22 protein-coding genes are annotated in these 21,432 nt (G+C 35.3%); 6 read left to right on the top strand and 16 right to left on the bottom strand.

Going from position 1 to position 21,432, the window contains the following annotated elements:
• Positions 1–10: 10 nt before the first annotated feature.
• Genes secB through ACGF49_RS12835 form a run of 4 tightly spaced genes read left to right on the top strand, consistent with a single transcriptional unit; the run spans position 11 to position 2,630 of the window.
• Positions 11–487 carry a protein-export chaperone SecB gene (secB, locus tag ACGF49_RS12850; RefSeq protein WP_228900812.1) on the top strand — a complete coding sequence of 159 codons (477 nt, stop codon included), beginning with the start codon at positions 11–13 and terminating at the stop codon, positions 485–487.
• Positions 487–1,509 (top strand): NAD(P)H-dependent glycerol-3-phosphate dehydrogenase, encoded by a 1,023-nt coding sequence (gene gpsA, locus ACGF49_RS12845; RefSeq protein WP_228900811.1) that lies wholly within the window; start codon positions 487–489, stop codon positions 1,507–1,509. Before secB ends, gpsA begins: the two co-directional genes overlap by 1 nt.
• 44 nt (positions 1,510–1,553) lie before the next feature.
• A complete protein-coding gene (cysE, locus tag ACGF49_RS12840; RefSeq protein ID WP_112896088.1) occupies positions 1,554–2,375 on the top strand; it encodes a serine O-acetyltransferase in 822 nt (273 codons plus the stop codon).
• Between the two features lie 51 nt (positions 2,376–2,426).
• The gene (locus ACGF49_RS12835; RefSeq protein WP_146748073.1) at positions 2,427–2,630 is read left to right on the top strand and encodes a hypothetical protein; all 204 of its coding nucleotides are present in this window, start codon (positions 2,427–2,429) and stop codon (positions 2,628–2,630) included.
• Here ACGF49_RS12835 and ACGF49_RS12830 read toward each other — a convergent pair.
• Together ACGF49_RS12830 and trmL are read right to left on the bottom strand one after the other, a co-directional pair.
• Positions 2,600–3,298, bottom strand: coding sequence for a bifunctional 2-polyprenyl-6-hydroxyphenol methylase/3-demethylubiquinol 3-O-methyltransferase UbiG (locus ACGF49_RS12830; protein ID WP_113041796.1), 699 nt, complete (start codon positions 3,296–3,298; stop codon positions 2,600–2,602). The genes ACGF49_RS12835 and ACGF49_RS12830 overlap by 31 nt on opposite strands.
• A 489-nt stretch (positions 3,299–3,787) precedes the next feature.
• Entirely contained in the window at positions 3,788–4,276 is a 489-nt protein-coding gene (gene trmL / locus ACGF49_RS12825; protein ID WP_387491297.1) for a tRNA (uridine(34)/cytosine(34)/5-carboxymethylaminomethyluridine(34)-2'-O)-methyltransferase TrmL, read from the bottom strand.
• A 36-nt stretch (positions 4,277–4,312) separates the two neighbouring features.
• Between trmL and ACGF49_RS12820 the strand changes: the two genes are divergently transcribed.
• Positions 4,313–4,495, top strand: coding sequence for a type II toxin-antitoxin system antitoxin, RelB/DinJ family (locus ACGF49_RS12820; RefSeq protein ID WP_387491365.1), 183 nt, complete (start codon positions 4,313–4,315; stop codon positions 4,493–4,495).
• Between the two features lie 3 nt (positions 4,496–4,498).
• Positions 4,499–4,672: a type II toxin-antitoxin system YafQ family toxin gene (locus ACGF49_RS12815; RefSeq protein WP_387491294.1), complete on the top strand. Its 174-nt coding sequence runs from the start codon at positions 4,499–4,501 to the stop codon at positions 4,670–4,672.
• Positions 4,673–4,933: 261 nt separating this feature from the next.
• Here the strand turns inward: ACGF49_RS12815 and galE are convergent, their stop codons facing one another.
• The 14 genes from galE to ACGF49_RS12745 all read right to left on the bottom strand — a co-directional run bounded on the left by galE (position 4,934) and on the right by ACGF49_RS12745 (position 20,697).
• Entirely contained in the window at positions 4,934–5,953 is a 1,020-nt protein-coding gene (gene galE, locus ACGF49_RS12810) for a UDP-glucose 4-epimerase GalE (protein WP_387491292.1), read from the bottom strand.
• Between the two features lie 71 nt (positions 5,954–6,024).
• Positions 6,025–7,986 (bottom strand): polysaccharide biosynthesis protein, encoded by a 1,962-nt coding sequence (locus tag ACGF49_RS12805; protein ID WP_387491289.1) that lies wholly within the window; start codon positions 7,984–7,986, stop codon positions 6,025–6,027.
• Positions 7,987–8,073: 87 nt separating this feature from the next.
• Complete coding sequence (locus ACGF49_RS12800; RefSeq protein ID WP_246545037.1) at positions 8,074–8,637, bottom strand: sugar transferase; 564 nt, start codon at positions 8,635–8,637, stop codon at positions 8,074–8,076.
• A gap of 19 nt (positions 8,638–8,656) precedes the next feature.
• Complete coding sequence (locus tag ACGF49_RS12795; RefSeq protein WP_387491286.1) at positions 8,657–9,589, bottom strand: UDP-glucose 4-epimerase family protein; 933 nt, start codon at positions 9,587–9,589, stop codon at positions 8,657–8,659.
• Positions 9,590–10,025: 436 nt separating this feature from the next.
• A complete protein-coding gene (cpsG, locus tag ACGF49_RS12790) occupies positions 10,026–11,393 on the bottom strand; it encodes a phosphomannomutase CpsG (RefSeq protein ID WP_387491283.1) in 1,368 nt (455 codons plus the stop codon).
• Positions 11,394–11,397: 4 nt separating this feature from the next.
• Positions 11,398–12,138: a glycosyltransferase family 2 protein gene (locus ACGF49_RS12785; protein WP_387491281.1), complete on the bottom strand. Its 741-nt coding sequence runs from the start codon at positions 12,136–12,138 to the stop codon at positions 11,398–11,400.
• A complete protein-coding gene (locus tag ACGF49_RS12780) occupies positions 12,138–13,547 on the bottom strand; it encodes a mannose-1-phosphate guanylyltransferase/mannose-6-phosphate isomerase (RefSeq protein WP_387491278.1) in 1,410 nt (469 codons plus the stop codon). Before ACGF49_RS12780 ends, ACGF49_RS12785 begins: the two co-directional genes overlap by 1 nt.
• A gap of 6 nt (positions 13,548–13,553) precedes the next feature.
• Complete coding sequence (locus ACGF49_RS12775; RefSeq protein ID WP_387491275.1) at positions 13,554–14,018, bottom strand: GDP-mannose mannosyl hydrolase; 465 nt, start codon at positions 14,016–14,018, stop codon at positions 13,554–13,556.
• A gap of 1 nt (position 14,019) precedes the next feature.
• Positions 14,020–14,988 (bottom strand): GDP-L-fucose synthase, encoded by a 969-nt coding sequence (locus ACGF49_RS12770; RefSeq protein WP_214067462.1) that lies wholly within the window; start codon positions 14,986–14,988, stop codon positions 14,020–14,022.
• 2 nt (positions 14,989–14,990) lie between these two features.
• The gene (gmd, locus tag ACGF49_RS12765; RefSeq protein ID WP_387491270.1) at positions 14,991–16,109 is read right to left on the bottom strand and encodes a GDP-mannose 4,6-dehydratase; all 1,119 of its coding nucleotides are present in this window, start codon (positions 16,107–16,109) and stop codon (positions 14,991–14,993) included.
• Positions 16,110–16,116: 7 nt separating this feature from the next.
• Positions 16,117–17,169 carry a glycosyltransferase family 4 protein gene (locus ACGF49_RS12760; protein WP_387491267.1) on the bottom strand — a complete coding sequence of 351 codons (1,053 nt, stop codon included), beginning with the start codon at positions 17,167–17,169 and terminating at the stop codon, positions 16,117–16,119.
• Between the two features lie 26 nt (positions 17,170–17,195).
• Entirely contained in the window at positions 17,196–18,413 is a 1,218-nt protein-coding gene (locus tag ACGF49_RS12755; RefSeq protein WP_387491264.1) for a hypothetical protein, read from the bottom strand.
• Positions 18,410–19,558, bottom strand: coding sequence for a glycosyltransferase (locus tag ACGF49_RS12750; RefSeq protein ID WP_387491261.1), 1,149 nt, complete (start codon positions 19,556–19,558; stop codon positions 18,410–18,412). Before ACGF49_RS12750 ends, ACGF49_RS12755 begins: the two co-directional genes overlap by 4 nt.
• Positions 19,558–20,697, bottom strand: a complete 1,140-nt coding sequence (locus tag ACGF49_RS12745; RefSeq protein WP_387491258.1) for a hypothetical protein — start codon at positions 20,695–20,697, stop codon at positions 19,558–19,560. The genes ACGF49_RS12750 and ACGF49_RS12745 overlap by 1 nt, the downstream gene beginning before the upstream one ends.
• Between the last annotated feature and the right edge of the window lie 735 nt (positions 20,698–21,432).

The following is a 21,432-nucleotide window of genomic DNA, read 5'->3' as shown; positions in this document are numbered from 1 at the left end:
AACAATTATTATGTCAGAACAAAGCAATACAGAAATGGCTTTTCAGATCCAACGTATCTACACCAAAGATATCTCTTTTGAAGCACCGAACGCACCGCAAGTGTTTCAGCAGGAATGGCAGCCGGAAGTAAAACTGGATCTGGATACCGCTTCCAGTGAGTTGGCTCAAGGGGTTTATGAAGTTGTTCTGCGTGTGACTGTAACAGCAACTTTGGGAGAAGAGACGGCATTCCTGTGTGAAGTACAGCAAGGGGGTATTTTCTCTATTGACGGTATTGAAGGAACTCAGCTAGCTCACTGCTTGGGGGCATATTGTCCGAATATCCTGTTCCCATATGCTCGTGAGTGCATCACTAGCCTGGTTAGCCGTGGTACCTTCCCACAGCTGAATCTGGCTCCAGTAAACTTTGACGCCCTATTCATGAACTACCTGCAACAGCAGGCAGAACAGTCTGAGGGTGGTGAACAAACTGAACAGGAAGCTTAATGAATAATACTGTTTCTATGACAGTGATTGGTGCCGGCTCATACGGCACCTCATTAGCCATTACGCTGGCTCGTAATGGTCATAATGTTGTACTTTGGGGGCACAACCCAGAACATATCCGGGCATTGCAACAGGCGCGTTGTAATCAGAAATTTCTGCCGGATGTTTCCTTTCCTGATAGTTTATTGCTTGAAACAGACCTAATAAAAGCACTAACAGCGAGCCGCGATATTCTTGTTGTGGTACCTAGCCATGTGTTTGGTGAAGTGTTAAAGCAGGTAAAACCACATCTACGGCCTGATTCACGTATCGTCTGGGCAACTAAAGGCTTGGAAGCGGATACCGGTCGGTTATTGCAGGATGTGGCCCGTGAGATATTAGGCAATGAAATACCGCTAGCGGTGCTCTCTGGGCCAACATTTGCTAAAGAGTTAGCGGCTGGTTTGCCTACTGCGATTGCTATTTCCGCGACGGAATCTGCTTTTGGCGATGAGCTTCAGCAATTATTCCACTGTGGCAAAAGCTTCCGGGTTTATAAAAATCCTGATTTTATTGGTGTTCAACTCGGTGGTGCTGTAAAAAACGTGATTGCCATTGGTGCGGGAATATCTGATGGTATGGGTTTTGGTGCTAATGCTCGTACTGCCTTGATTACGCGTGGATTGGCGGAAATGAGTCGCCTTGGGGCGGCGCTTGGTGCTGATCCTTCGACCTTTATGGGCATGGCGGGATTGGGCGATTTGGTCTTAACTTGTACTGATAACCAATCACGTAACCGTCGTTTTGGCATGATGTTGGGGCAGGGAATTAGCGTCGAAGAAGCCCAGGATCAGATTGGACAGGTTGTTGAAGGTTATCGCAATACCAAAGAAGTACGTGCATTGGCTAATCGTGCCAATGTAGAAATGCCGATTGCAGAACAAATCTATCAGATACTCTATTGCAATAAAAATGTGCAAGAAGCTGCTCAGGCATTATTAGGAAGAGCCAGAAAGGACGAGAGCGATAATGTACGCTCTTAAATAAAAATCTAATGAGATAGGTTCTAAATGTGAGAGTAAAAAATATGTCGCTAGAAGAATTGGACGAAGTTTGGAAGAACATAAAAACAGAAGCGAGAGCACTGGCTGAATGTGAACCGATGTTGGCCAGTTTTTTTCATGCAACATTGCTCAAGCATGAAAATCTTGGTAGTGCTTTAAGTTATATGTTGGCTAATAAGCTGGCTACGCCGATTATGCCGGCTATTGCTGTTAGAGAGATCGTAGAAGAGGCTTATAACTCAGATCAAAAGATGATTGTCTCTGCTGCCCGCGACATCATAGCGGTACGTTTACGTGATCCCGCTGTAGATAAATACTCAACTCCCTTGCTTTACCTCAAAGGGTTTCATGCCTTACAAGCCTATCGTATTGCCCATTGGATCTGGGGAGAAGGACGTAAAGCATTGGCTATTTATCTACAAAACCAAATCTCGATGTCTTTTGGCGTTGATATTCATCCGGCAGCAAAGATTGGCTGTGGCATTATGCTTGACCATGCTACAGGCATTGTAATTGGTGAAACGGCGGTAGTGGAAAATGACGTTTCTATCCTGCAATCCGTTACCCTTGGTGGTACGGGTAAAACCGGGGGTGATCGTCATCCGAAAGTCAGGGAAGGGGTGATGATTGGCGCAGGTTCGAAAATATTGGGTAATATTGAAATTGGTCGTGGGGCCAAAATTGGCGCAGGTTCAGTTGTACTTCGCTCTGTTCCACCGCACACAACAGCCGCTGGAGTGCCTGCCCGTATTGTTGGTAAACCTGAAAGCGAAAAGCCATCATTGGATATGAACCAACACTTTAATGGTATCAATCATGGCTTTGAGTATGGGGATGGGATTTAATTTATCGAAATCTGGATAATTAGTAATCACTATCATATTTTCACATGCTGAATGTGGAAATATGATCTGGCATGCTTAACTTGTGAAATCTTCTATACCCTATGGATTTCAAGATGCATCGCGGCGGCAAGGGAGCGAATCCCCGGGAGCATAGATAACTATGTGACTGGGGTGAGTGAGTGCAGCCAACAAGGAGGCAACTTGAAAGATGACGGGTATATAAATTATTTTTTTGCCACACCTATTATAATATAGTGCCAATGCTTAGGAATGACTTTATTTAGAACTTTATTATCTAACACCCCTAAAAATTTTCTTTGAAATTCATTCCTACCAAGCGTAGCAAGGAAGCCTAATGTTGTATAATTAACATTTGAAAATACTGACAGATAATCTGTCATTTCATTGACGGTAACATAGCCCCAAGTATTTCCCCAATTAACATAATTTTTCCTGAGAAATTTATGCAATGGTGATGCAACCAGATTTTCTGCAAACCAAAGTTCACCTCCTTCTTTTAATGAATGAAAGATTTGATTAATAGCCTCTTTTTGTGCTGTTTTATTGAAATTATAACCGACAGCACCTAATACTGATTTAAACATAACAATATCAAAATGGTTCTTATATTTAATATCCGATGCACTCAATTTTTCATATTGAATGTTATCTTCTATATTATAACGCTTATGTTTCTCCAGTGTCTTTGGTGTAGGGCCATTTAGATCGGTACATAGGACATTTGCACCATTTAATGCAGCCCACAACGATAGCCCACCATTTTCACTGCCTATTTCTAGAATATTAGCTGATTTTAATTCTAAGCTAGAATTATCTTGCCAATATTTTAATGCATGGCTCCAATTATATATGTCCCATTCTATGACATCTTGGAGAAATTCTTTTGAAATTTTTGCTTTCATAGTGTAACCAATATATATCAATGAAAATGAGTTGATTTAATGCTAACTTTGTTAAATTATTATGATCTAAATAGTTTTATCAAATAGTAGATCATTTGAGGGAATCAACCCCGATTAAGTTATCTGAATCAATTTTCAAAGAGAAAAAATCCCCCAATAGGGTTATTCTATACTAATCATAGCACCTATGCCCCGTAATAAACGATGATTTAGCGCAAAAACTTGTTCGGAAAAACCCAGGATAAAAGCTACGTCTAATATCTTCCTATTTTCCTCTACCCATGATTTTTTATTTTACGTACCACACTTCATCCGAGAACATGACAAAAATGGGTGCTTGGCTCATCGTGAATCTGGTGTAGAGTAGAAAACTATTCTTCACCAGACCCACATAAAGAAGAAAAAATTGCCGCGATACGATAAATAAATAACACGTTGGGCTATTGTAAGAAAGTGTAGCGATATTAGTCACGCTTATTAAATGACACACTAATTTTTTATGATAGCGTCCTGATAATCTAATTGTCGCCAGGCTTCGAAAACGACAACAGCGACTGAATTGGAAAGATTCATACTGCGGCTGTTTGCCAGCATTGGGATACGGATTTTTTGTTGTGGCGGCATATTATCCAGTACGTAAGGCGGTAGCCCTCTGGTTTCCGGCCCGAACATTAAATAATCCCCTGCTTGATAACTTACCGCACTATGTGCTGGTATTCCTTTTGTTGTGAGAGCAAACAAACGAGCAGCAGATCCTTCTATTAACTTTTCATTCTCTAAAAAAACATAATAATCATGATGTTGTTTAACATTGGCAAACTCATGATAATCCAGCCCGGCTCGACGTAGCCTTTTATCATCCCAGGTAAAACCCAAGGGTTGAATCAAATGCAATTGGAAACCGGTATTGGCACAAAGGCGAATAATATTACCGGTATTAGGTGGGATTTCAGGTTCAAATAAGACGATGTTTAGCATATACCCCCCAGAAACAAGGGGCACAGATTAGCAGAAATCGGGAGGGGATGCAGGGGGATTTCATCTCTGATTAATCGTCTGGCTGTTGAGCCAGAATTACCTGCTGAGTTGCTGCAACTTAATCAGGAGACATTACAGGCTATTCGGAATCTGGAAAATGGCGTAGGTGTTCACCGAGTTGATACGATAGATGAAATAAAGCGTGATCTTGGATGGTAAATAATGCTAAAGATTGTTTACCAGAGTCGTTTTAAAAAAGATGCAAAACGTTATGCTAATAATAAAAAAGCTCAATCGGTTATCTTGAAAACCATTGAGCTTTTACAGACTGGTGAGCCTTTACTAGAGCGTTACCGTGAACATTCATTAGCAGGCCAATATTATTGGTTACCTTGAATGCCACGGAGCGCCAGATATTTTGCTTATTTATCAGCGCACAAATACTGAATTTAAACTATACCCGTCATCTTTCAAGTTGCCTCTTTGTTGGCTGCACTCGCTCACCCCGGTCACATAGTTACCTATGCTCCCGGGGATTCACTCCCTTGCCGTCGCGATGCATCTTGAAATCCATAGGGTATATATCGAATAGGTAGTCATTCAGATTTATTCTGAATTTTACTTCTTTTAAGGAACCAAACAGTGTAGGTATACACCTTAATTAGAGCGAAAACCATTGGGGTTATTCTTCTGCCAATTCCAACTATCGTGCATCATGTCGTCAATATTGCGTGTTGCTTGCCAGCCGAGAATTTCACGGGCTTTGGACGGATCAGACCAACACTCAGCAATATCTCCAGGGCGTCTATTTGTGATTTTATGTGGAATCTCTTTACCTGCTGCATTTTCAAAAGCATGAAGTAAATCCAATACAGAATAACCAGCGCCTGTTCCTAAATTGAAAACTTCATAGGATAGTTGTTTATCCAGATAATCAATAGCAGCAATATGGCCTTCAGCCAAATCCATTACGTGGATATAATCACGAATACCGGTACCGTCTTTGGTTGGATAATCGTTGCCATAAACTGATAAACATTTCAGACGGCCAATAGCAACTTGAGTGATATAAGGCAACAGATTATTGGGAATACCGTTAGGGTCTTCACCAATCATACCTGATGAATGAGCACCAACAGGATTGAAATATCTCAGGCTGGTGATTTTGAAATTTGGCTCGGCTGCGGCAAAATCTTTTAGAATTTGCTCAACCATCAGTTTTGATGTGCCATAAGGGTTAGTGGTGCCGCCTACTTTAGCATTTTCAGTAAGTGGTACAAATTCAGGATCACCATAAACCGTTGCGGATGAACTGAAAATCAATTGATACACATCGTTGGCACGCATAGCCTGCAATAGAACTAGGGTGCCAGTAACATTGTTCTGGTAATATTCAAGAGGCTTTCTGGTAGATTCACCAACGGCTTTTAATCCGGCAAAATGAATTACAGTGTCTATTTTGTTTTCTTGGAAGATTTGATTCAGTAAATCTAAATCAAGGATATCACCTTGATAAAACTTCACTGATTTACCAGTGAGTTTTTCAACTCGGAGAAGAGATTCAGGTGATGAATTGCAAAGGTTATCGATAACAACAACATCAATTCCTCTTTCCAGAAGCGCTAATACTGTATGTGAGCCGATATAGCCGGTTCCGCCGGTGATTAAAGTAATCATTTGAATCCTTTAATAAATTCTCTTACATAAATAATTGATATACTTATTATGAGAGTTAATTATTTTAATGATCAATGAAAGGGTGTATGTAATTCAGATATAAAAAATTCAATATCATGTGTTCCGGCTTGGATTACATCAAAATCAAGCTTTTTTTGGGCTTTCCAAACTAGATCACATATCCCATCTGTTGGTGAGAATGCTGCTGGCGCTTTTAATAATAATTGGCGAATTTGCTTGTAATCGTGGTTGCAACATGCATCTGCTAATTCGACTAAAAGTTCACGCAGTATTGGCCAATGTAACATGTTCTCTTGAGCAGTCATAATACGTGGGTGAGCTGTATTATTTACTGAGTCACCAATTAATAACTCTTCAAATAACTTTTCACCTGGGCGGAGTCCTACAACTTTTACTTCTATATCTCCTTCTGGGTTTTGTTTGTTTTTCAATGTTAGGCCACTTAATCTAATCATACGGTGAGCTAAATCAAGGATCTTAACAGGATTGCCCATATCAAGTACAAAGACATCTCCTCCAGTACCCATGGCCCCAGCCTGAATCACTAGTTGGGAAGCCTCTGGAATTGTCATAAAGTAACGAATAATATCTGGATGAGTCACAGTGATAGGGCCACCATTCAGAATTTGTTTGCGAAACAGTGGTACTACAGAACCTGATGATCCCAATACATTACCGAAACGAACCATACAGAAACGGGTTTGATTTTGTGCCTCAGCTAGAGCCTGTAAAATTAATTCTGCCATACGCTTAGTCGCTCCCATAGTATTGGTAGAACGAACCGCTTTATCTGTTGAAATTAAAACAAAGGTTTCAACACCAGCTTCTATAGCAGCTTGAGCACTGTAAAGAGTACCAAATATATTATTACGTACTCCTTCGACTACGTTATATTCAACTAAAGGAACGTGCTTATAAGCAGCTGCATGATAGACAGTTTGAATTTGGAAGCTAATCATTGCAGTACTTAAGCGGCATTGATGTTGAACTGAACCTAGAAGGGGTATAATCTCAGTTTTAATACTTTCACGATGACATTGTTCATTAAGTTCTTTATCAATTGCGTAAAGGTTATATTCAGATAATTCAAATAATACTAACTTAGCTGGTTCACAGCGTAATATTTGACGACATAGTTCAGAGCCAATAGAGCCGCCAGCTCCTGTCACCATAACATGCTTATTCGTTATATTTGCATTCATTAGTTCAGGTATTGGCTCCACAGGATCACGTCCTAATAGATCTTCTATAGAAACCTCTTTTAATTCATCAATAAATGCATTCCCTTTTACTAAGTCAGTCATACCTGGAATAGAGAGAACTTCACACGGAAAATGTTCTAAGCGGTGGATGACATTTTGACGTATTGACCTGGGTGCACTAGGTATTGCTAATAATATTTTCTTAATGTTAAAACGAAGAATTAATTCGTCAATATTCTCAGAGGGATAGACACTAATTCCTTGAATCATTGTCTTATGTAGGGTTATATCATCGTCAACAAATGCGACAGGAAAATATTCTTGTCCTTGATTTAGTGCTAATTGTAATTGTCGGCCTGATGAACCGGCACCATAGATCAATACAGGAATTCTATTGTTTTTATTTCTATTAACCAACATCTGGAAAAATAATCTAACGCCACCGACTAACAGTATAGCAAATGCGAAATAAATTATAGGTACAGTACGTGGTAGGGATATGCTGAAGAAGAAAGCAGATATTACTAATAATATAGTAGATACCGAAATTCCTAGGGCTACTGTCCATAAAACTTTAAAACCTACATAGCGCAATATTGCTCGATATAATCCTAATTTTATAAAAATTAGTATAGTCACTGGCGTGAGTATTGCTAATAGTCCCCATTGAGGCAAATTAGAAATGGGAACTTGTGCATCAAGACGAACCCAATATCCTCCCCAAAAAGCAATACTCAATAGTCCTATGTCCACTGAAATAGAAATAGTTCGTTTGAGCTTTCGCGAAAGCTCAAGAAAATAAAATAACATTATATTTTATGCCTACTTATTTGCATGGTTGAGGTTAATATTGCTGCTTTGAATAGTTGTAACATTAAAAGACATGAGAAAAGACTATTAATATTTAACCCTATCGCCAGAACCTTTACCAGCAACCGTCTGGATAATGTATTTGAAATAATCAGTTAATGTGAGTGAATTAATCATATTAGCATCCATTTCAGCTAATAATTTTGGTGTAGACATATCTACGGTGTTCACTTGTGCTAACCCTGTAATTCCTGGCTTCACATTAAATACATTAAGCAGTTTTCTTTCAGTGATTAGTTCTTCTTGATTAAAGAGACAAGGTCGAGGTCCGACAAGGCTCATTTCCCCTTTCAATACATTCCATAATTGTGGTAGCTCGTCTAACTTACTTTTACGTAAGAAACTACCAAATTTAGTAATAGAAGAAGAATTAGCTAAGTGACTTGCAACAGAAGCTGTATCTATTTTCATAGTACGTAACTTGACCAAAGTAAACGGTTTTTGAAATCGTCCTACACGTGTTTGCCGGAATAAAGGTGAACCTGTATCAAATAATCCGATAATAGTTAAGATAAATAAGATCGGGGAAGTTATAATTAACCCTATTAAGGAAAATATAATATCAAATATACGAATTATCAAAGTGGTCATGGGTAATAATTGATCCAATTTATTTATTAAATTCCACACTAGCAATTTTGGCTAATTCTTCATCCATTGTAACCGGTGGGGTCCAACCTAAAACCTGCTTAGTATGAGTAATATCCACGTGTAAAGAGCTACATAATCTGTCAGCAATAGGTTTCTTACAAAGCAAACCGGCAACGAAACGAATCCAATTCATTGGTACTGGGATTAATCTTGATGGTTTATCCAGAGCATTGGCCATTTTTTTTAGAAGCTCAGTAGTGGAAATATCTTGATCATCGCTGACCATAAATGTTTGATTTGCTGCTTGTGGGTGATCGACACAGGTCACGATCAAATCAACTAGGTTATCTAGTGCTACTAAACTACGCTGATTATGAATAGCGCCTAGTGGCAGGGGTAAGCCTTTGTTCACTACCGTCATTAATGACCTAAAATTAGCTTTAACGCCAGGGCCATAGACTAAAGGTGGACGAATGATTACTAGTTCCATTCCCGTAAGATTTGCTAATTTTTTTAGTTCTTCTTCTGCTTCAGCTTTAGATTGCCCGTAAGCGTCACTTGGTGCGGGTATATCATTATATCGGAATGGGGTGCTGGGGTTTGTTTCTTCACCGTTTACTTTGATAGAACTAATAAAAATAAAACGTTTAACACCAGCAGCAGCTGCTTGACGAGCCAAATTTAGAGTTCCTGCAACATTGACCTCCCTGAATGCAGCTAATGGATTCAATACTGAATCATTCATGATATGGACTCGAGCGGCTGAGTGGATAACAACTTTAACACCTTCTAGTGCTAGAGAATAGTTAGTATCGCAGTCAATAGTGCCACTGAAAAAATTAGAGGATTGGTTTGCTGGGCGAGTACGACCAAGAGTTTTAACTAATTTTCCTGATAATTTATCAAGAATGGCTCTACCAACGAACCCTGTACTACCAGTTAAAAGAATCATTATGATAATTCCTTCTCTTTATATCTTTAAAGGCTTATGGTTTATCCCAAAAATTCATTAAGTATTGTTTTATAGCCAAAGATAGGGCCAGATTAATATTAAAAGATATTTTTCAGTATCTGTTAATGAACTTATATTAAATGATTTTTATTGTGGCATTTAATAATAATGAGTTGGTTAAATAAAATAAACGGATTTTATCTGGTTAAGTATTTAATATAATGTTGATGTATAATGATCTTTGATTTATATTAAACATGTTTTCTTGATAGAGTTTCATTTTTTTGCTAGTTAGTTTTTCAACTTAACATAGTGATTTGTTTGATCCGTGGTAAAAAATAATTAATCACAACAATATCAGCTTATTTTTTCAGAAGCTAGAATACCGTATGTAAATGATATAATCTATTCCTTCAATGATTAGATTGTGTATTCATTACTTTAGTAGTTTTAATATTTCATCTGTTTTTTGTCGCATCAATGGTATATTATTCTTAGATTCTACATTTAAACGAACCACCGGTTCAGTATTAGATGTTCTTAAGTTAAAACGCCAATCTTTGAATTCAATACTAACACCGTCTGTGTAATCAATTGCGATAGCATCTTTTTGATAAGTGTTTAAAACGCGCTGAATAACCTCTTGAGGCGCGAGTAATTTACTGTTTATTTCACCCGATGAGGGAAATGCTTCAATGCGATTTTGTACTAGTTGGCTAAGATTTTTTTCTTTAATAGAAAGTAATTCAGCTATTAATAGCCATGGAATCATGCCACTATCACAATAAGAAAATTCTCTAAAATAATGATGAGCGCTCATTTCTCCACCATAAATAGCATTTTCTTCTCTCATCCTTTCTTTAATGAAAGCGTGTCCTGTTTTTGACAGGATAGGAATACCATTAGACGACTTAACGACTTCTATAGTGTTCCATGTAAGGCGTGGATCATGAATGATTTTCTGTCCTGGATTATCTTTCAGAAAGGCTTCAGCTAATAACCCAACGATGTAATATCCTTCAATGAAACATCCATTTTCGTCGAAAAAGAAACAACGATCAAAATCACCATCAAATGCAATGCCTATATCAGCATTGTATCTCTTCACTGCTTCAGAAGTATCTTGTCGACATTCTGGTAATAGTGGATTAGGAATTCCATTAGGGAAATTACCATCAGCTTTATGATGAATTTTTATAAATTCAATAGGAACATTTAGTTCTCTAAAGCGAGATTCTATAGCATCGATCACATGACCAGCAGCGCCATTCCCACTATTAACAACCAGTTTTAAAGGTTTTAATTTATTAGTATCGATATAATTTAGGATATGAGTTATGTAACTATCTAAAATAGTTATTTTTTTATAGTTACCACGGGGTCTTTTGTTAAAGGTAGAAAAGTTATTTACTTCAGCGAGGTGTTGTATTTCCTTTAACCCAGTATTGCCGCTAATTGGCTTTGAATCTTTTCCAACAAGTTTCATCCCATTATAGTTTATAGGATTATGGCTGGCTGTAACCTCAATCCCACCATCAATACCTAGATGAAAAGTTGCGAAATAAACTTCTTCGGTACCTGAAAGTCCTATATCAAGGACATTAGAGCCTGCATCTTGTAAACCACGACTCAAAGCAAGTTTGAGGCTTTCACTAGTTAAACGTGCATCACTCCCAATAACCACGGATTCAGGTTTGATAAATTCACCATAAGCTCGACCAATGCGATAGGCGATGTCTTCATTTAATTCCTCACCTAGTTGGCCACGGATATCATATGCTTTGAAACAAGATAATTTAGGCATAGTGTTATTTTAAAAATTGGGGAAGTTTAGATAAATTTCTATAAATCAGAGCTATAGGCCAAAAAATACGGCGATTCTTCATTATACGAATGATTTCTTTAGATCTAAGAATTGTATTTTCTAAGCGATTACTTTCACCACCGATCCTCATTTTAATGATTACTTTGGGTAAGTATATTAATTTAATATTGTGGTTTATAATGTATCTCGTAATTGAGTCATAGTCTGAGGATATTTTAAAATTCAAATCAAAACCTCCCCATTTATCATATAATTTACGTTTCATATAAAAAGTAGGATGTGGAGGCATCCAGCCGTATTGCATCTTTTTAGGGTAAAATGGGCCACTTTTCCAATACCTAACCACATTGTTTATGTTATTTTTCGATACATATTGAAGATCACCATAAACAGCTTCACATTTATATTTTTCAAACATAGCCACTATATCTGCAATAGCTTCGGGATATGCGAATAAATCATCAGAATGTAGGAAGCCAACGATATCACCAGTAGCTGTCGCAATTCCTTTATTTAAAGCATCGTAAATACCCTTATCTGGTTCACTGATAATAGTGGTTACACGAGTTGAGTTTTTATTAATCATCATTAGTGTATTATCTTCAGATGCTCCATCAATAATAATATATTCTATATTCTGATAAGTCTGTTTTTCCAGAGATAATAAAGTGTCAGCAAGCGTTTTTTCACTATTATATGTTGCGGTAATAATACTTATTTTCATTATTGATATTCCATACCATGATTTCCAACCCGTTCTACATCATCTTCAGAAAGATAACTACCAGTATGAACTTCAATAATTTCTAATGGTATTTTTCCTGGATTCTCAATAGAATGAGCAACACCAGCAGGAATATAAGTTGATTCATTTTCGGTAACTAGATATGTTTTTTCACCATTGTGCACTTTCGCTATGCCTGATACAACAATCCAATGCTCAGCCCTATGATAATGAATTTGAGTGGTAATATGCCGCCCTGGTTTGACAGTTACTTTTTTCACTTGATAACGAATACTGTTTGCAATAGCATCATGGGAGCCCCAAGGGCGATAGATTTCTCTGTGCTGTTGGTGTTCTTTTCGATTATTGAGCTTTAGTTGGCTGACGATCCCCTTTACATCTTGAACTTTATCTTTATGTGCAACTAATACTGCATCTTTGGTTTCTACTATAACTAGGTCATTGATTCCTACAGTAGCAACCAGTTTATTCTGAGAAGAAATATAGCTATTACTAGTATTTTCCATTAATACGTCACCCCGAATGACATTTCCCTTAGAGTCTTTATCATTTATTTCCCATAGTGCAGACCAACATCCAACATCATTCCATTTTGCATCCATAGGAACGACTACTGCATCATTAGTCTTCTCCATTACTGCATAATCAACGGAAATATCAGAGCATTTTTGGAAAACATCTTTATTGAGTCTAATGAATTCTAAATCTTGGTGTTCGCTTGAGATCGCTTTCTGGCAAATAGAAAAAATATCTGGTTGATATTTTTTGAGCTCTTCCAAATAGCGTGATGCTTTAAAAGCAAACATGCCGCTGTTCCAGTAATAGTTACCTGAGGATAAATAGTGTTTTGCAGTTTGCAAATCTGGTTTCTCAACAAAAGAGGCAACCTTATATACATCATTAGTTATAAGTTCTCCTTGTCGAATATAACCATATCCAGTTTCTGGAGTGTGAGGAACAACACCGAATGTTACTAGCTTATCAGCATCTACTAGTGATTGAGCTTTTTTAATTGCGGTAATAAAAGAAGATTTATCTTGTATTACATGATCAGCGGCTAATACTAACAATAAAGGATCTTCACCTCTTGATATAGCATGTAGGGCAGCTAAAGCGATAGCTGGGGCAGTATTCCTACCTACAGGTTCAAGGATAATGTCACTATAAATTAAATCTTTCTGGCGCAATTGTTCCGCAACAATAAAACGATGATCTTCGTTACATATCACTAGTGGGGGTAGATGTGGAAGTTCTTTTAACCGTGTAAATGTTTCCTGTAACATAGTTAGTTCCGAAGCTAATGATAAAAATTGCTTCGGATAAAGAGTACGAGATAGAGGCCATAAGCGACTGCCAGTCCCACCAGCCATAATTACGGGTAATAACATTATCGGTTACTTCCTATATTGAAAATAGTATTTTGTATGTAGATGTACATCGTCAGCAGATAATAGATCATTAATGCTAACCCAGCGATAACGATCGTGTTGAATATTAGGTAATTTTGATAAATCCAGATCAATGTTTAATTTATATCCAAGTGCTATGTAGTGGGTTTTAACGTCTTCTTCAAGAAAACTATCAGAATAGAAATGTTCAAAAGGCCCAAGAAATGTTGTATTGGGTAATGATGTGCTTATTCCTAGCTCTTCTTTAAGTAATCGATTAAGTGTGTTAATAAGCGTTTCATTTTTTCTGACGCGTCCACCAGGCACGAACCAGTAACCTTGAGCTGGGCGATTGATTCTTTTCCCAAGTAATATTTTTCTCTGGGAATTTTGAATAATAAGGTCAATAGAGATTAGGGGAGTGTTAGCCACAATAGTTTTGAATAATGAGTCATTCAACACTTGTCCCATACTATTTCCTAAAATTATTTTGGTTATCTAAAAACCATTGATAGGTCATATTTAAACCGGTTTCTAAAGGTATTTGATAGTTCCAACCTAGTTGAGATAAACGGCTTACGTCCATTAATTTACGGGGAGTACCATCAGGTTTGTTGGTATCAAATATGATGTTACCAGTAAAACCAACTACCTTAGCTATCATTTCTGCTAATTCACGGATAGTACAATCAACTCCTGTGCCTACATTGATATGGGAAAGCATTGACTGAGTGTTTGCTTTATAGATATCACTAGAAAGCTCCATAATATATACACTAGCAGCAGCCATATCATCTACATGTAGGAATTCTCGCATTGGCTCTCCTGTACCCCACACAACGATTTCTGCATCGTTATTTTGTTTTGCTTCATGAATGCGGCGTAGCAATGCTGGAATGACATGGGAATTTTCTGGATGAAAATTATCATTTTCACCATAGAGGTTGGTTGGCATAACACTACGGTAGTCCCGATCATATTGACGATTGTAAGACTCACACAGTTTAATACCTGCTATTTTTGCAATAGCGTAGGGTTCATTAGTTGGCTCTAGTGTATCAGTCAGTAATGCGCTTTCAGCCATCGGCTGTTTAGTAAGTTTAGGATAAATGCAAGATGAACCTAAAAATAACAACTTTTGGATATTGGATAAATGGGCAGCATGAATAATGTTGCACTCTATCATTAGATTTTCAAAAATAAATTCAGCAGGATAGGTATTATTAGCAACAATACCACCTACTTTTGCTGCTGCTAAATATATTTCATCAATTTTTTCTTTGGCAAAGAAATCCTGTACAGCAGACTGAGAAATTAAGTCCAGCTCTCCACGGTTTTTAAGAACTAGCTCTATGTCTTGTCTATTTTGAAGTTGGCGTACAATTGCAGAACCAACCATACCACGGTGGCCTGCTACAAAGATTCGTTTTTTATTAAGCATTATTAATTCTCTACTGAGATTGTTACATTGAAACCACTAGCTTTTAATAGAGCGTGTTGTTTGGCTTGTTGTAAATCATTAGCAACCATTTCAGCACACATCTCTTCCACTGTAATTTCAGGTGTCCAGCCTAATTTTTCCTTGGCTTTAGTTGGGTCACCTAATAAAGTTTCGACTTCAGCAGGACGGAAATAACGAGGATCGATTCTAACTATGACGTCACCCACTTTAACTGATGTGACATTGTTACCTTGTATTGAAGTAACTGTAGCGATTTCATCTATACCTTTACCACTGAATTCTAATTCGATACCTGCTTCTTTGGCAGACATACGAACGAATTCACGGACTGATATTTGTTTACCGGTTGATATGACAAAGTCTTCAGCTGTTTCTTGCTGAAGCATCATCCATTGCATACGCACATAATCTTTAGCATGTCCCCAGTCACGTAAAGCATCCATATTTCCAAGATATAAACATTTTTCTAATCCTTGAGCTATATTTGCGATAGCTCGTGTGATCTTACGGGTTACAAATGTTTCACCACGACGTGGAGACTCATGATTAAATAGGATACCATTACACGCATAGATGCCATAGGATTCACGATAGTTTACTGTGATCCAGTAAGCATACATTTTGGCTACAGCATAAGGGGAGCGAGGATAGAAAGGGGTAGTTTCTTTTTGCGGTATTTCTTGTACTAATCCATAAAGTTCAGAAGTTGATGCTTGATAGAAACGTGTCTTTTTTTCTAATCCATTAATACGGATAGCTTCTAGCAGCCTTAATGTGCCTAATGCATCGACATCCGCAGTATATTCAGGCGATTCAAAAGAAACTGCGACATGAGATTGAGCACCAAGATTATATATTTCATCCGGTTGAATTTCTTGTACTAAACGGATTAGATTGGATGAATCTGTCAGATCACCATAGTGCAAGAAGAAGTTAGGGTTATTTTCGTGGCGATCTTGATATATGTGGTCAACTCGTGAAGTATTGAATGAAGATGAGCGACGTTTTATCCCGTGCACTTCATATCCTTTTTCTAATAAAAATTCTGCCAAATAAGAACCATCTTGCCCAGTAATACCTGTTATTAATGCTTTTTTCATAATTTAATTATCCAATTAATTCATTGTATACATTATTTAATTGAGAGAATGTTTTATCCCAAGAAAATAGACTACTTTGAATCAATCCTTTTTTAATGAGATTTTCTCTAGAGTTTAAATTTTCAAGTATTTCTAATGCTGAGAATATATTTTTGAAATTAGGCGATTCGAGTAAAAGGGCGCAATCAGATGCGATTTCAGGTATTGATGAGGAATTTGAGGCAATGACCGGACAGCCGGCTTTCATTGCTTCAAGAAGAGGAATACCAAAGCCTTCATAAAGAGATGGATATAATAAAGCATAAGCATGATTATATAATAAATTTAGATCTTTGTTTGTAATATAATCTATTTTGATATATCTATTCTTTATATTATCATCTAATAGTATTTTTTCTTTTTCATTAAGAGGACCACCTCCTACAATTCTCAGCTCTAGATCATCTCTGTTTTTCAAAGCCTTTACTGCATTAGTAAAATTCTTATAACCATCTCGAGCTCCAATAAATAAAACGAATCTTTTGTTAAATGTTATTTTATTGTTAATCTTATGAAAATCATCACTTACACCATTATAAATAACTCTAATGTCTTTATTTACAGCTTGAGGTATATATTCAATTAGATCATTTTTAGTATTTTCTGAGATACATATTATTATATCGCTGTTTATTATAGCTCTTTGTTTCTGCCAATGGTGAATGTTTCTTTTAAAAAATGGAGAAAATTTCTCATATGTAAAGTCATGGACAGTTGTGATGATTTTAGTGCTTTTGTTTTTTGTGTAAGGTAATCTATAATAACTAGAGTGAAATATAGTGTTAGGTTTTTCCTCTAATAATGGGAAGTTTAAATACCTTTCTAGATTAATATTTAATCTGGTTTTGCTAATTTGTGGTGTAACAATCTCTTCTTTAGAAATGATTTTGTTATTATTATTGTACAAATAAAGTGTGTGATTTATTTCTGATTTTTTTAGTCTTTTTAGGAGTTCATTATAATATACTGATATTCCTCCAGCATTCTGTAAAGAGAATATGATTCCGTCAATTATTATCATTTTTTTCATCTCTTAATATAAATACATCAATGTTTTAATATTCTTGCTATTAGCATAAAAATTGAAGGTAAGATTAAACCTGTAAATATAGAAACTTTTATTACTATTCCAAAGCTGTCTCTAAATAGCATAAAAGGAATAACTGAGCATAACATTGTATAGAATACTCTCAATACTACATTTTGAGAATACCTTATTGTTTCAATCAAAGTGGACATCAATAATATAAAAAAAACTCCGCCAATTGTCCCAAAGTTTCCAATAAGAGAAACGATGAGACTTGTTGCACCTAATGGGGCATAAAAAACAAATCCGAGATCTTCCATATTAATCATTAGGCTTTTTTTGTAGTCTAAGAAATTTGGTAGAATCAGTAGAAAAGCATTCAGAAAATTAGTTGGAAAATTAAAATAATGGAAGTTGTTATCATGAGTTAGGAAGCTAAATAATGAAAAGCTTGTGAAAACAGGTTCTGCTAGGGCGATGTAAGAAAATAAATTAATAGAAACAGAGTGTGATCTAATCACACCAACTGTAATTAATAAAAATGATGCGATTATGAATGCAATAATAATTTTATTGGGAATTTTTCTACTATCATAAAACCAGGATATCATAAATATTAAAAATATTAGTACATACATCCTTCCTCCCATACTTAACAATAGTAGACTATTGGTTATGACTAGGCCGAAGCTAAATATCTTTATGTTTAAAGAAACGGATTTTTTTATACAAAAAACAAAAGTGGTTAATAATAAGTTTAGAGTGACCATTTTTCCCATAATTGATGAATCATAGCCAACTGAATATCCTTGAAAAAAGAAATGAGAAGAATGAATCCAAATGGGGATACATATAAAAAAAATTAATATCGATATGAGTAAGCTGCTTGTTTGGCCTAATCCATGTCCTTTCTTATTTATCAGAGCATTTGCTGTAATAAATGAATTGTTTTTATAACCTATTATTTGACTTATTTTACATCCTAAAAGATAAGCTAAGAACAGAATGATGCTATAAAAAATAATAAATAGTTTTTCATTAATATTAACTAATTCAAACGTTTCAAACCAGTGTTCAAAATATATTATATTAAATATTTCTTTATTTTCTCCAACTATTATAGGTAATATAAAATAATAACAAACCCCGAATAAAAAAAGTTTTTTATGATTAAACTGACCTAGTAATAATAAGGATAAAAGGATTAATGATAATAGCAGTAATAGGCATGTTGTCAACTTATTAACTCCAAGAATGTGGTTCTAAACTTTTCCTCAAATCTATTTAAGGTATTTTCATATTTTACTGTTTTGATAGCAAATTCTTGATGTTCTCTTATTTCTTCCTGGGTCATATTTAATGCATTTATAATAGAATTTTTTACTGATTCTATGCTTAATTCTTTTATATGAATAGTGTATTCTTTATCATTTCCACCATGTCTTGTAACTATGGGAATAAGACCACCATTGCCGATACTGTTTATTATTGAGGTTGCTTGCCCCTCTGAGCATGATGGCAATATAGAAAAGGTACATTCTTTAAATATAGATATCATTTTGGGACTATTTAGATTCTGATATCCATAATAGAATATATTATTAGTATTTTTTATTGTATTAGTTAAGTAGGTAAAAAAAGTAGGTTCATTCTCAATGTCTCCAACAATATGTAGTTGGGCGTTCTTTAAGTCTTTAAATGCTTCAACTAATAAGTCTAACCCTTTGTGTATTGCCCCTGTCCCTCCTAACCATAGAAAATTATTTTTGGCTGAATTTATATTTCTTGTGCTGAGTATTTCTTCAAGATAACCACAGTCTATATAAGTTGTATCTATTATTCTAAGATTATTATTTATTTTCTTGAACTCTTTATAAGTGTCATGCCCACCTATTGAAATGATACCATGACTTAATTGTTCTTGTAGTAAATGTTTATCATAGCTAAACCTTGCTGATTCTAAAGCCAATATATTATTGTTTCTTGCTTTAAATTCCCTTATTCTCTTTATGGATTCTCCATTCTGGAATGCTTGAGGCATTCCAGTAGCATAATGTATTATTTTTCCTGGGAAATTTTTATAAATTGCATTTTCAAGATGGTGACCGAATCCAAAAATGATGTCATACTTGCTGTAGTTTAATTTTCTTATGTTTTTATAATCACAAATATCTACATCATATCCTAAAGAACATATTATGTCTGCAATACATCTAGCTTCTTGAAGGTTACTATGTGATATAGCGCCTTTTAAAATAAAAGGTTTTAATATATATGAACAGAGCACCTTTTTTTTATTGTTTTTTCTTATTTTTATAATGAAGAAATTACAAAGGATATGGTATATCTTTCTTCTTATTATTTTTCTTGTTATTTTTTTCATTAATGTCTCCAGGAATTGATAAGAGATGAAAGAATAATAAATGCAATTAATAGAAATAATGAGGTATAGATAGAGAAAACTATGTTAAATGATAAAGTAAAGACTATTAGTTGGGAGATATTAAATATAAGTATACATTTCCAGCCTATATCATGGTTATTTATCCTTAGCCAGTTTGAGATTAAGTATAAAATTAGTGAAACTAGATTACCTAACATTATTGCAGTGATAATTTTTATATTTGCTATTCTTTCATTTATATAACTGATATTATCCATTGTTATTAATATGATTATGAAAAAATTTAGTAGAGTAAAGAATGTTGTTATAAATAGTGACCATCTTATATATTTATTTTTGATGTTTTTTTCTTGATTGTTAAATACAAAACTGCTGATTTTAGTTGTATGAAGAGCGATCGATATTGATAAGGGTATTGAGAGTAATGTTAAAGTTAAGGCTATTTTCCCTGTTAATATAGCTCCTAACTGAGATTTAACAAACGGAATTGCTATCTTTAATCCTATTAAGAAGGAAACATACTCTACTGCTACTCTGATTTGAGTATTTGCGAGCGTTGATAACCAGGGTTTTGGATTCAATGTGATTTTGAATGTTTTTATATCAATGATTTTTATGATGCTAATAAAATTGACTAATGAGGATAAACTTATTGCTATTACTAACGAGTATATAGATAAACCATATAATAGTGTTAATGTTAATGTTAATGTGTAAATAGTAAATTCAAAACTTCTTGCTTTCCAGTAATATATTTCTTCCCCTTGCCCTCTTATATAAGATAGAATAATTGATAGTGCACCATTCAACAAGAAAATGAGGAAGTAAAGTATACTTTCCCATGTTGTTTCTGGATTGTATGATTTATATAATATTATAAATAATAATCCAAATGCTACATAATAAGATAAGTAGCATCCTATAGCATTTTCTATTTTTCTTTTACTTTTTTTAGAGACGTAAAGCAGTGTTTGTGATATGCCAAAGTCAAATAAAATTATCCATGAAACCAATGCTGTTGTTATATAATACTCAGATTGAAATAATAAATTGTAATATTTTGTTATTATTAGTATGGTTGTTATTCCCGATGTTAAGCCCAATATATTGACATACAAAGATAATATACTTGGTTTTAACAGAATTTTCTTTATTAACATAAATGATGAATATATATTTGATTTAATAAGGAATGGATTTTTCGGAATTTGAGATGAATGTTTATAGAATTATTGCTATCTAGTAAATATTTCTATAATTGAGTAATAAGCATTCCATTTTTCCTAAGATAAAGCTACCGCACTAGGTTATTGGCCCCCAGAGTGCCTGTAATATTCGGAAATCTTATCTACCGCACTGATTTTTCAATACTTTTGTCTGTCTTAACAAAAAGTAATGGGGGATAAGATTTTGTAACTAGTTGGGGGGAGATTAGACTGTAAACTCTTCTGGGTCAAGTTTAACAAACCACTTGTTTAACTAATTGGTAGAATAGGGTTAGCTAAAATCTGTATTACCACTCATGAAATGGCGGCTAAATTGGTCAACAACACACTATGATGCTTGATTTTCAAGGGGTGTTGTGCCGTGTTTGTTCGTTTTGGGGTGTAGCAGTATTTTCGCTTTGCGTTTGTTTTTCAGATGGGTAATTTGTTCCTTGATATCCATTCGGTAGCTGAAGATTAGCTGTGGCATTATGTTTATTTAGTATTAATAGTTAGTGAGATGGCTGTGCTGAAGACTAAATAAGTTTTCATAATTATGCTCCACTTCCAACCAGCCCTTGTGTACCAAGATATACAGCCTTTTCATCCAAGTGGTCTGTAGAATCAATGAGATAGGCTACAGAACCA

The organism is Photorhabdus sp. RM96S, assembly GCF_042879335.1.
Classification (GTDB): Bacteria; Pseudomonadota; Gammaproteobacteria; order Enterobacterales; family Enterobacteriaceae; genus Photorhabdus; species Photorhabdus kayaii.
The sequence above is the reverse complement of the archived record's forward strand: the minus strand, read 5'-3'. Positions and strand labels throughout refer to the sequence as shown.

Bases quoted from the DNA above. Each gene is read 5' to 3' on its own strand.
- ACGF49_RS12805 (WP_387491289.1), bottom strand. From the start codon at position 7,986: ATGTTATTTTATTTTCTTGAGCTTTCGCGAAAGCTCAAACGAACTATT.
- ACGF49_RS12780 (WP_387491278.1), bottom strand. From the start codon at position 13,547: ATGTTATTACCCGTAATTATGGCTGGTGGGACTGGCAGTCGCTTATGG.
- cpsG (WP_387491283.1), bottom strand. From the start codon at position 11,393: ATGCCTAAATTATCTTGTTTCAAAGCATATGATATCCGTGGCCAACTA.
- ACGF49_RS12760 (WP_387491267.1), bottom strand. From the start codon at position 17,169: ATGATAATAATTGACGGAATCATATTCTCTTTACAGAATGCTGGAGGA.
- ACGF49_RS12815 (WP_387491294.1), top strand. From the start codon at position 4,499: ATGCTAAAGATTGTTTACCAGAGTCGTTTTAAAAAAGATGCAAAACGT.
- trmL (WP_387491297.1), bottom strand. From the start codon at position 4,276: ATGCTAAACATCGTCTTATTTGAACCTGAAATCCCACCTAATACCGGT.
- ACGF49_RS12775 (WP_387491275.1), bottom strand. From the start codon at position 14,018: ATGGGACAAGTGTTGAATGACTCATTATTCAAAACTATTGTGGCTAAC.
- gpsA (WP_228900811.1), top strand. From the start codon at position 487: ATGAATAATACTGTTTCTATGACAGTGATTGGTGCCGGCTCATACGGC.
- ACGF49_RS12750 (WP_387491261.1), bottom strand. From the start codon at position 19,558: ATGAAAAAAATAACAAGAAAAATAATAAGAAGAAAGATATACCATATC.
- ACGF49_RS12830 (WP_113041796.1), bottom strand. From the start codon at position 3,298: ATGAAAGCAAAAATTTCAAAAGAATTTCTCCAAGATGTCATAGAATGG.
- ACGF49_RS12795 (WP_387491286.1), bottom strand. From the start codon at position 9,589: ATGATTCTTTTAACTGGTAGTACAGGGTTCGTTGGTAGAGCCATTCTT.
- cysE (WP_112896088.1), top strand. From the start codon at position 1,554: ATGTCGCTAGAAGAATTGGACGAAGTTTGGAAGAACATAAAAACAGAA.
- ACGF49_RS12835 (WP_146748073.1), top strand. From the start codon at position 2,427: ATGTGGAAATATGATCTGGCATGCTTAACTTGTGAAATCTTCTATACC.
- galE (WP_387491292.1), bottom strand. From the start codon at position 5,953: ATGATTACTTTAATCACCGGCGGAACCGGCTATATCGGCTCACATACA.
- gmd (WP_387491270.1), bottom strand. From the start codon at position 16,109: ATGAAAAAAGCATTAATAACAGGTATTACTGGGCAAGATGGTTCTTAT.
- secB (WP_228900812.1), top strand. From the start codon at position 11: ATGTCAGAACAAAGCAATACAGAAATGGCTTTTCAGATCCAACGTATC.
- ACGF49_RS12785 (WP_387491281.1), bottom strand. From the start codon at position 12,138: ATGAAAATAAGTATTATTACCGCAACATATAATAGTGAAAAAACGCTT.
- ACGF49_RS12800 (WP_246545037.1), bottom strand. From the start codon at position 8,637: ATGACCACTTTGATAATTCGTATATTTGATATTATATTTTCCTTAATA.
- ACGF49_RS12770 (WP_214067462.1), bottom strand. From the start codon at position 14,988: ATGCTTAATAAAAAACGAATCTTTGTAGCAGGCCACCGTGGTATGGTT.